General features: G+C 61.3%; 8 protein-coding genes. 4 read left to right on the top strand and 4 right to left on the bottom strand.

Going from position 1 to position 10315, the window contains the following annotated elements:
• Positions 1–343 precede the first annotated feature (343 nt).
• Together P3C29_RS28900 and P3C29_RS28895 are read right to left on the bottom strand one after the other, a co-directional pair.
• Positions 344–1210: a Dyp-type peroxidase gene (locus P3C29_RS28900; RefSeq protein WP_010167046.1), complete on the bottom strand. Its 867-nt coding sequence runs from the start codon at positions 1208–1210 to the stop codon at positions 344–346.
• Between the two features lie 28 nt (positions 1211–1238).
• Positions 1239–1466: a hypothetical protein gene (locus tag P3C29_RS28895; protein ID WP_010167044.1), complete on the bottom strand. Its 228-nt coding sequence runs from the start codon at positions 1464–1466 to the stop codon at positions 1239–1241.
• Positions 1467–1468: 2 nt separating this feature from the next.
• Here P3C29_RS28895 and P3C29_RS28890 point away from each other — a divergent pair, with 2 nt between their 5' ends.
• From P3C29_RS28890 to P3C29_RS28880, 3 genes are all read left to right on the top strand, one after another.
• A complete protein-coding gene (locus tag P3C29_RS28890) occupies positions 1469–1651 on the top strand; it encodes a hypothetical protein (protein WP_275966050.1) in 183 nt (60 codons plus the stop codon).
• Positions 1652–1729: 78 nt separating this feature from the next.
• The gene (locus P3C29_RS28885) at positions 1730–3355 is read left to right on the top strand and encodes an NADP-dependent glyceraldehyde-3-phosphate dehydrogenase (RefSeq protein WP_010167042.1); all 1626 of its coding nucleotides are present in this window, start codon (positions 1730–1732) and stop codon (positions 3353–3355) included.
• Between the two features lie 164 nt (positions 3356–3519).
• Complete coding sequence (locus tag P3C29_RS28880; protein ID WP_169389408.1) at positions 3520–4581, top strand: FUSC family protein; 1062 nt, start codon at positions 3520–3522, stop codon at positions 4579–4581.
• On the opposite strand, the gene P3C29_RS28875 is transcribed toward P3C29_RS28880, so the two are convergent.
• A complete protein-coding gene (locus tag P3C29_RS28875) occupies positions 4582–5445 on the bottom strand; it encodes a LysR family transcriptional regulator (RefSeq protein ID WP_275966049.1) in 864 nt (287 codons plus the stop codon). It abuts the gene before it with no gap.
• A gap of 105 nt (positions 5446–5550) precedes the next feature.
• Between P3C29_RS28875 and P3C29_RS28870 the strand changes: the two genes are divergently transcribed.
• Complete coding sequence (locus P3C29_RS28870) at positions 5551–6405, top strand: alpha/beta hydrolase (protein WP_201124794.1); 855 nt, start codon at positions 5551–5553, stop codon at positions 6403–6405.
• A gap of 29 nt (positions 6406–6434) precedes the next feature.
• Here P3C29_RS28870 and P3C29_RS28865 read toward each other — a convergent pair whose 3' ends face one another.
• Complete coding sequence (locus P3C29_RS28865) at positions 6435–10307, bottom strand: hypothetical protein (protein ID WP_275966048.1); 3873 nt, start codon at positions 10305–10307, stop codon at positions 6435–6437.
• Positions 10308–10315: the final 8 nt, after the last annotated feature.

Below are 10315 nucleotides of genomic sequence, written 5' to 3'. Positions count from 1 at the left end.
TTTCGCTTTGGCTTTTGCTCTGGCTTCTACCACTCAAGCCGGCCTGTAGGCCGCTGTGCTCTTGCTTTTGATCTTGATCTGGCTCTGACTGCCCCAATAAGCCCGAGGCCGAACGCAGGGATTGAGGAGCGGGTAAACCGGCAGGACGCCGGTTTAGCCGCGACGGGGCAGGGACGCCCCGTCGCGGCGGCCCGCGGAGCAATGCCGGAGTGAGGGAACGCCGAGCCATAGCGAGGCGCCGACAGGCGGGGCAGAGCCCTTTGCTTACTTTGGGGCTCTTCCAAAGTGAGTCGCTGTAAGAGCGAAACCATAAGCCGCCGTTACCTAAATAACGGATATGTACTCACCCTGAAAAAACCAAACTCAAATCCAACCGCCCTTCAAGCACCGGCGGACACCAGTAGTACCCCCCAGTCAACGGCGTGCTGATGCGATACAACCCATCAACAATCCCATCCTCAAGCCCACTCATCCGCCGCAACTGCGCTTCAAACGCATCAAACGAATGCCCAAACGCCAGGAACATCAACCCCGCCTGCCCATTCTCGGCCCAAGGCATCGACCGGCGCACCACAAACGCCTCAGGGGTAAAACTCTCCTGAGCCGTACGCTTGGTGTGCGCCGACTCCGGCGCATCCTCCAGCTCCTCGTTATCACCATGGCGGCGACCGATGATGTGATCCCGCTCCAGGGCCGGCAAGGCCGCAAACCCATCCAGGTCATGCTGCCACTGCTGGATCGCCGCAAAGCTCGCCCCACCCTCCGCCACCGCCGCCTCAACCGCCGCATCGTCATGGGGATTCTCAGTGCCATCCTCATAATCGGTCAGATCAAACCCGGTCTTGTAGCGAAAACCCTCGGTCATCTGAACCAAGGCAAACCCCGGCGCCAGGGCCTTCTCAAACGCGCGGCTGCGCAACAGCAACTCACCGCGATCCACACCATGCAGCCAGACCCACAACGCCTGCTGGGTCGACGGATTCTCCGCCCCCGGCCCGCTCACGTGAGGGAACGCCCGCAACCCGTCAACCCGGGCGCCAAGGGCATTGACCAGCGGCTCACCGAAACCGACCACTGCATTCGCGTCTGCCAACTGCACCAGCGCATCCAGTGCGGCAGGTACAGCCTCCAGGGACTCAATGGCAAAAAACAGATGGCGTGCCTGCAACGGCACCGGTGCGGCAAGAATGCCCGGCTGGTACTGACTCATGTGAACTCCTTCAAGAAAGCCGCGCAGTTTAACCGGCCAGTGCCGGGTTGTGCTCAAGGTTTTCCAGGGTTCGCGGGTCGAGGTTCAGTTGCGCCTTGAGTTGCGCCCAGCCTTTGGGTGTGACCAGCACCGCACGGGAGTTTTTCGAGCGGCGCAGCCAGTCGGCCTCGCACAGGGCATTCAGCAGGTGTACGCCCAACGGCCCGGCCAGGTGATGGGTGCGCTCGGTCCAGTCCAGGCACTGTTGCGCCGCCACTGGTGAGCCTGGGCAGCCTGGCCGCCGGGGTGATCACCCACGCCGCCACCAGCGCCTTGATGGGCGCCGTGGACAAGCACCGCGCCGGCATCGCCGCCGGAACCCTCAACGCCGCCCGACAGGTGGGCGCGGCGCTGGGGGTGGCGCTGTTCGGCGGCCTGTTGGCGGGCCATATCTGGACGTAATGCGTCTAGCCCTTGCCACACGGGCGGTTGATGGGTGAATCTCTAGTCACGTTTTGCAACCACTCCAGGGGTAGCGACATGACCACCGACAACCTGCTCGCCCAGCTGTTTCCCACTGCCGCCGAGATTCCCGAGCAATTCCGGCTCGCAGCGCCCATTGAACAACGTGATTACCTGGTAGGCGGCCAGTTGCATGTGTGGCACGGCCCCTTGGCCGAGGTACGCAGCCCGGTGCAATTGCGCGGCGCCGACGGTGACACGCCGGTAATCATCGGCAGCACCCCGCTGCTGGACGCCGACACTGCCCTGACGGCCCTCGACGCCGCCGTGGCCGCTTACGACCGTGGCCAGGGCGCCTGGCCGACCATGCGCGTGGTAGATCGCATCCAGCACGTCGAGGCCTTTTTGCGGCGCATGCGTGAACAGCGCGACGCGGTGGTGAAGCTGTTGATGTGGGAGATCGGCAAGAACCTCAAGGACTCGCAGAAAGAATTCGACCGCACCTGCGACTACATCACCGACACCATCAACGCCCTCAAGGAACTCGATCGCCGCTCCAGCCGCTTCGAGCTGGAACAGGACACCCTCGGGCAAATCCGCCGCGTACCGCTGGGCGTTGCGTTGTGCATGGGCCCTTACAACTACCCGCTGAACGAGACCTTCACCACGCTGATCCCGGCGCTAATCATGGGCAACACCGTGGTATTCAAGCCGGCCAAGCTCGGCGTATTGCTGATTCGCCCGTTGCTGGAGGCGTTCCGCGACAGCTTCCCCGCCGGCGTAATCAACGTGATCTACGGCAGCGGCCGCGAGACCGTCAGCGCGCTGATGGCCAGCGGCAAGATCGATATCTTTGCGTTTATCGGCACCAACAAGGCCGCCAGCGATTTGAAGAAGCTGCACCCAAAACCGCACCGTCTACGCGCGGCGCTGGGCCTGGACGCGAAGAACCCCGGGATCGTGCTGCCACAGGTCGACCTGGACAATGCGGTCAGCGAAGCGGTGACCGGCTCCCTGTCGTTCAACGGCCAGCGTTGTACCGCACTGAAGATCCTGTTTGTGCACGAGGATGTGGTCGACAGTTTTATCGAGAAATTCAACCACAAGCTGGCCACCCTCAAGCCCGGCATGCCGTGGGAAGACGGTGTGTCGCTGACGCCGCTGCCCGAGCAAGGCAAGGTCGACTACCTCGGCGGCCTGGTGACCGACGCGCTGGCTCACGGCGCCAAGGTGGTGAACGAGAATGGCGGCGCCAGCCGTGGCTCGTTCTTCTACCCGGCGGTGCTGTACCCGGTGAACCCGCAGATGCGCGTGTACCACGAAGAGCAATTCGGCCCGGTGGTGCCGATCGTGCCTTACCGCGACCTGGAGACGGTGATCGACTACGTGCTGGAATCGGACTTCGGCCAGCAACTGAGCATCTTCGGCACCAGCCCGGGTGAAGTCGGGCGGCTGGTGGATGCGTTCGCCAACCAGGTGGGCCGGATCAATATCAACGCCCAGTGCCAGCGCGGGCCGGACAGCTTCCCGTTCAACGGGCGCAAGAACTCGGCCGAGGGCACGCTGTCGGTACATGACGCGTTGCGGGTGTTTTCGATCCGTACCCTGGTGGCGACCAAGTTCCAGGCGAGCAACAAGGAACTGGTGAGCGACATTTTGCAGGAGCGGACGTCGAGCTTTTTGACCACTGACTATATTTTCTAAACCCTGAAATAGGTCGCCGAACGCCTGTGGGAGCTGGCTTGCCTGCGATGACGGACTCACCTCCAACAGTGATGTTGGCTGTGACACCGCTATCGCAGGCAAGCCAGCTCCCACCCTGAGTCGACGGCGCCTGTTCGACCGAGGCCACCTTGAGACCGTTTTCATTGCACTTGCCCCTCTTCGCCCGCCGCTTGCTGCGTCCGCTATTGGACCCGTACCGGCGCTACCGTCATGCCAAGTTGATCCACGCGGTACGCGTTTCCATTGGGTTGCTCGCCACGATCCTGCTCACCACCGGCATCAACCTGCCCCACGGTGAATGGGCCTCGGTGACGATGCTGATCGTGATCGGCGGTTTGCAGCACCATGGCAATATCGGCAAGAAAGCCGTCGAGCGTGCCTACGGTACGTTGATCGGGGCCAGCGTCGGCTTGCTGCTGGTGGTGCAGGAGACGTACCTGGGCCAGCCGCTGCTGACCTATCTGCTGATGTCGGTGGTGTGCGGGTTCTTTTCCTATCACGCCATCGGCAAGGGCGGGTACATCGCACTGCTGTCGGCGATCACCGTGTTTATCGTCGCCGGCCATGGTGACAACCCGCTGTCGGATGGGTTGTGGCGCACGGTGGACATCCTGATCGGCATCGTCCTGGCCCTGGCGTTTTCCTTCGCCCTGCCGTTGTATGCGGTGTATTCCTGGCGCTACAACCTGGCCAGTGCCTTGCGCGATTGCGCGGCGATTTACAGCCGGATCATCAGCGGCCAGTCGGTGACCGATGATGAACACCTCAAGCTGCTCAATCGGCTTAACGCCGCCATGCTGCAACTGCGTTCGCTGATGCCGTCGGTGTCCAAGGAAGTGCGGATTTCCATGACCGAGCTGGACATCATCCAGCGGCACCTGCGCATGTGCATCAGCACCCTGGAGATCCTCGGCAACACCCGGCCCGATCCACGGGACAAGGAGGCTCTGGCACGGATGCAGGTGGCGTTGAAGAGCGAGCATCGACAGATACGGGTGCAGTTGATCGGCATGGCGCGGGCCTTGAAGTCTGGAGTGACCGAACGGCTGGAGCGGCCGAGCAACACGACGCCCCACGAGCAGACCTTTGAAGTGCCGGTGGTCAACGCGCTGGACGGTTACCGTTTGTTGACCCTGCAACTGGCCGCCAACATTGATGACATGCGCCAGCGCCTGGCCAAGACTGCCAGCCACTGGAAAATCTGATCAGCCCCGGTGCAGCGCCTGCACCAGCAGTTGCTGCAACGCCTGTAGCCGGGGCTCGGGGCTGTCCTCGGCGAAGCGCAATACATTGGCCACTTCAGGCAGCGCCATCTGCTGCTCGAAAGGCCGATGCACCACCACCCGCTTGTCGAGGTGGTCGCTGCTGAGCAGGCCGACGCCCAGCCCGGCAGCGATGGCCGAGACCACACCCTCCACCGAACCACACTCCACCGCCACCTGCCAGGGAATGCCCAAGGCACTCAGGCGTTCCTGGGCCAGTTGCCGGTAAAAACAGCCAGGCCCGAACGTGATCAGCCGCACGCAATCATCCGGTGCGTGTTGCCAGCCGGGCCGGGTGCACCAATGCACGTTCTCGCTCCACAACAACTGGTCACGCGCTTCGACGCGATGGGTGAAATCCTGGTGCAGCGCCAGGTCCAGCTCGCGGTCGACCAGGGCCTGGCGCAGTACGTGACTCTGTTCCACCACGATCCGCACATCCAGCTGGCGATGCTGTCGTGAGAACTGGCCCAGCAGGTTCGACAGCTCGGCCATCGGCACCTGCTCGGTGGCGCCCAGGCGGATGGTGCCGTGCAGTTGCACCGGGTTGAAATGCGCCAGTGCGGCATCGTGGGCCTCAAGGATGCGCCGGGCGTGGATGAGCAATTGCGCGCCATCGTCGCTGGCCACCAGGCGCTGGCCGTCGCGCTGGATCAACGGTCGCTCCAGCTGTTTCTCCAGGCGCTTGATCTTCCAGCTGACCGCCGACTGGCTGAGGTTAAGGCGCTCGGCCGCCCGGGTGACACTCCCGGTTTCCACTACGGTTTGCAGGGCGCGCAGCACATCGATGGGCAGTCGCTGGTTCATGATCGAGACCTATGACAAAAACTGGATTCTCAGAGAGTAAGTTGTCATTGGTGTCATGACCAGCAGCGCTTTAGGGTAAAGCCTTCATCACCGCGAGGATTTGACATGACTGCCCTGCTGAACGAAGTCGCCTTGATCAACGGTTGGCGCATTGCCACAGGCCGGCATGGCGATGGGCTGCCGGTGCTGTTGCTGCACGGCACACCCGCCCACTCCATCATCTGGCGTAATGTGGTGCCGCGCCTGACGGCCGCCGGAATGCAGGTGCACCTGTTTGACCTGTTGGGTTTTGGCGCTTCGGAGCGCCCGCACCACGCGGACACTTCCGTCGCGGCGCAAAGCCAGCTGATCGGTGAATTACTCGATCACTGGGAGCTTGAGGGCGTGCACCTGGTCGGCCATGACATTGGTGGCGTCATCGCGTTGCTGTTTGCCCTGGAGCATCCACAACGGGTGCGCTCATTGACGATCGCCGACGCGCCCAGCTACGACTCGTGGCCATCGCCCACCTGGCGCGGGATTCACCAGCGGTTCAGCGACCATGCGCGCATGGCACCCGACGAACACCGGGCACTGATGATCCGCCAACTGGCCATGGCCGTGTACGACAAACGCGTGATGCAAGGTGAGTTGCTGGAGGCGTACCTGGCGCCGATCAGCGGCGTGGTCGGCCAGCCGGCGTTCTACCAGCATCAGGTGGCGCATTACGATTCACGGTACACCGCTGATTTTTCCGAGCGCCTGCCGGGCATGGATTTGCCGGTGCAGATTCTGTGGGGCGCCGAAGATGAGTGGCAGCCGCTGGCTTATGCACATCGGCTACAAGCGGATATTCCGGGAGCGGTGCTGCAGGTGGTGGAAAATGCCGGGCACTTTTTGATGGAGGATGCGCCGGCACCGGTGAGTGAACATCTATTGGCCTTTATCAGCCGGAAACAAAAAGGGGCAGCCTGCGGTTAAACAGGCTGCCCCGACAGGGCCGGGAAAGGCTATCCGTAGACGATCCCTAAGCCATAGAGGGCAGGTGTACCCCAGAAGTCTTTGACAGTCTGCTCATTGCCGTTGGCGATGTTCTTTGTATAAGCGTAGAAACCTGTAATGATATTGCCTCCTGCACCTGTGCTGGACCAATATTGTCCATTGCCTGTTGGCCAGCGACTTCCGTAAGCCGCATTGACCTCCCGCAACTCACCAATATCAGCAAAGCGCTGGCCCCGACTCGCTGCCCGGTTGAGCAGTTCAGCCGGGTTGCCCGATCCCAATTCATAAACCCGTACCACACCGGTGAACTGGATCGTATAACTGCGTGTCTGCGCAGGTACGGACGAATCACGCACCGTGATAGTCACCGTTCCGTTATTCCGCACGGTGGCAAGCCCAGTGGAGTCGACGACGGCAATTGCTGTGTTGCTGGAAGTGTAAAAGTAGGGTGGTGTACCGCCTGTCGGCACCCGTCGATACGAGTTATGGGCACCAAAGGTGGGCAAGAGGTTTGGGTAACCCGGCGCAATGACAGTACGCCCACGCCCAGCCAGACTGACACCGCTCTGGTCGAAAACCAGCGGGCTGGTCAGGCTGATCGTGTATTCGGTGGTGGGGAACTCCACCGCATCAAACTCATCTTCACTGCGATTGAACGTCACGCTCCATTGCACCTTGATTCGTGCATTGTTGGGCTGTCTCAACAGCCAGTCACGACTGATCTGAATGTTCGCCAAACCGTTGGCTGCTTGCTGCGCGTTGATCGGTTCGTTCGTGCGGACCACCAGCGGTTCAACGCCGGGACTGTTGGTGGTGAGTCTCAGCCAATATCGCTGCCCTGGCAGACTCAGGCGCCATCTCGGGCTGGTAGCGACAGCATTGCCGGTCAGCCCGGGAGGGTTCAGGCTGCCGCCATTGGCCACGCCATTGATCAGTACACGGACCAGATTGGCTGGCAGGATGGTTCCCACGTTGACCGTCTGCTCCTCGGAAACACGAGTGGTACCGTCCCTGCCCAGGACCACCGAGTACTGCAGGTGAATCGTGCTGTTGACACTGGCGGCGAGGACATCGTTGCTGATGTTGTACGTCACCGTGCCACCGTCCAGCCCGTCCTGCGTCCCGATATCCTCGACGGTCCCGTGCGAATAGATCCAGTGCAGAGTGATCTTGTCGGGGCCGCCCTGGTTCATGTTCGGGTAACTCACCAGCACCTGGCACTTGTTTTCCACTACCACCGGGTCGATGGAAACCTCCTGCACATCCGCAGGATCCGAATCCTTGATTTGCGGGTACGGGAAGGTGGCGGCCTGCACCTCGATGACATGGTGCCTGATCTCAAACGGTACCGCGTCGTTGACGTCACCACTGTGGTTGAACGTGACCAGGAAGGGGATCGTCAATGCCGTCCACTCCTCCAGGTTGCGCAACGCCAGCACGGGCGTTTCGCTGCTGACACCGTTGAGGGCCTCTGCGGCACTGACCGGCCGTGCCCGGAAGACCTCGTTTTCATAAGGCACCCCCGTATTGCGGGTACCGTGATAGCGTTTCCACATTCGCTGCCCTTCCCTTCCATAGGGCCAGGCAGGTACACGGGTTTCGTCGAAGTCGTCAAGCAGGGGTATCGGAAGCACTGCGGCGTCGCCAATGCTGTCGATCTGCGCGCCCGGCACACCGTGCAAGGTAAGCAGATGTAGCGTCAGCACAGGCGAGTCGGTAGAGAAGCCGTTCCGAGTCACCACAAAGGACACCCTGATATCCCGCCCATGGGGGTGGAGGTTGTAGCCGATCGGATCGGTAGGGATCGTGAAGTCGATGTAATCCCCACTCTGGTTATCCTTGACCTCGTAGTGGGAGCCTTCGCCGGGCAACCCCTCCCATCTGACCTCGATGTCGTCGCGGGGCTTAATTTCGTCATACCGCACCCGCACGGTTGCACCACCCGGCCAGACTACCAGCGGATCAAGCTCATCAGGCCCAGTGGTTGCCTCCAACACCTCGGGCAGAAACAACTCACCCAACGCGGTGCCGACGGTCACCACCAGCTCTTCGGAATACCGATAAACCCCGAAACGATCAATCAGGTAACTGACGGTGAGGGTGCCGTCGATATTGTCGAGGAACAGCTGCCTAGGTATATCCAAATACAACGGGTTGGCATCCAGGAACAACGTATATTCCTCCTGCACAACACCACTGGACGAGCCGGTGTAGCGGATGATAACGATATCGCCTTGTCTGAATGGCGCACGCAACTCAAGGGTACCGACACTGCCGAGCGTACTGGGGTCGACGTTGCCATCAAGCGCCTCCCAGATCACCGGTGCAGGCAGATCCCGAGGCGGACGGCCGACTTGCACCCACCGGCGCTCCGACTCACGGGTCCCCACTACCCCGGGGCTGATCAGCCCGGTGACAATGTAGTGCACGTTGGCGTCTCTCAACCCTTCCAGGCGCATGTAGTCGGCCGTCGGGAAATCACGGGTGCGTGGCGGGTTGCCGGCCAGCCGCGAGGAGGACACCCGCTCGGAGCTGTTATCCACACGTAAGCCCTGGAGGACAACCTCCAGGTTATCCCCCGTGGTGCCGGGTGGCTGGTAATCGGGCATCTCCACGGTAATGCGTGGCAGGTCCGGCTCAATGAAGGGACCGTGGGCCTCCCTGACGTTGGGCCTGGGCAAATCGTAACGACGACCGACAACGGCGACCGCCACCCTTCTGGAGGGCGCATCGTCGAGCCCTGCCCTTTGTCTCACGTAAGAGACCGTCATAGAGCTCAGCAAAAGGGATCTGACCAGCTCGTTGCGGATGGGAAATTCGAGAAATTCAGGAACCCGGGTCACGTCCAGCGACAGCGACTCATAGACAAATACACCATCAGGCGTCGTACCCTGCACCGTCAGCAAAACGGTATCGCCCACCAGAAACGGGCCGCCGCGCCGAATCTCCACCTCGGCATGTGCCGGTTCTCTGCCCAATGCATCGGCATCCAGTATTGTCTGGCTATTGTCTGCCTCAATGATGAAAGGCTCATCAAGCAGCGTCACGCTCAGGTTCACCTCTAGAGGCACTGGCTTACACCAAGGCTGTACCGGACCCGAGCTGTTCAGTACCTCATCATAGAGAAAGAACGCCGCAGCATGGTGGCCGCTGCCAAGCGCTGCAAAAAAGTCCGCGCCAATAACCACTACCAGGTCCTGACCTATCTGTGCAGCGGTGACCAGGGGCACCTCAAAACGCAAGCGTCCAAAATAGAGCATCGGCGCGTCGTTCTCACGCATGTGCTCCCAGGCCTTGATGGTTGCAGTAAGGCTTTGCCCGGCACCAATCACCGTGTCCGAAAGGATCAGTTCAAGCTTGGAGTGCCAGGTCTCGAAGGGCCGGTCGTCCTCTCCGCCGGGGTGGGTTTCCTTGACCAGTACGGTCTGGGGTGGCGAATTGCTGGGAGTGCCCGAGCCGACCCTCACAACCTCACCGTATACGTCTGGAATGAACGCAAAGCCTATGGCCGGGTCCACGTTCAAGCTGGCGTAAGGAAAATCGAAGAAAAATCGTTGGGCGGTCACCTCGCCCGCCTGGACGACGTTCGGAGAGGGCGTGACGCCACCCATCGATACCCGATACTCGTCCCCCTCACGGAGCCCGGTCCAACGCTCAAACCCGAAGGTGATAAATTTCTCGCCAGTCGTTCCCAAAGCAGGAAAATGGCGAACCCCAAGTCCGTAATCCGCGCCTTCTACCGGTGTTGCCTGCTGTGGAGACGTATAGGGAGGATCCAAATCGTCCATGATCATCACACCCGGCCGAGTAGGAGATGGCTTGGGCGTGGCAGGTTGCTTGGTGACGGGAGTAGGTCTGGGAGCGGCAGGCTTGGTCGACATGGTTGTTC

It is taken from the genome of Pseudomonas sp. 1912-s (genome assembly GCF_029269205.1).
Taxonomy (GTDB): domain Bacteria; phylum Pseudomonadota; class Gammaproteobacteria; order Pseudomonadales; family Pseudomonadaceae; genus Aquipseudomonas.
Note: the sequence above shows the minus strand (reverse complement) of the source record. Positions and strands in the feature narration are given on the sequence as shown.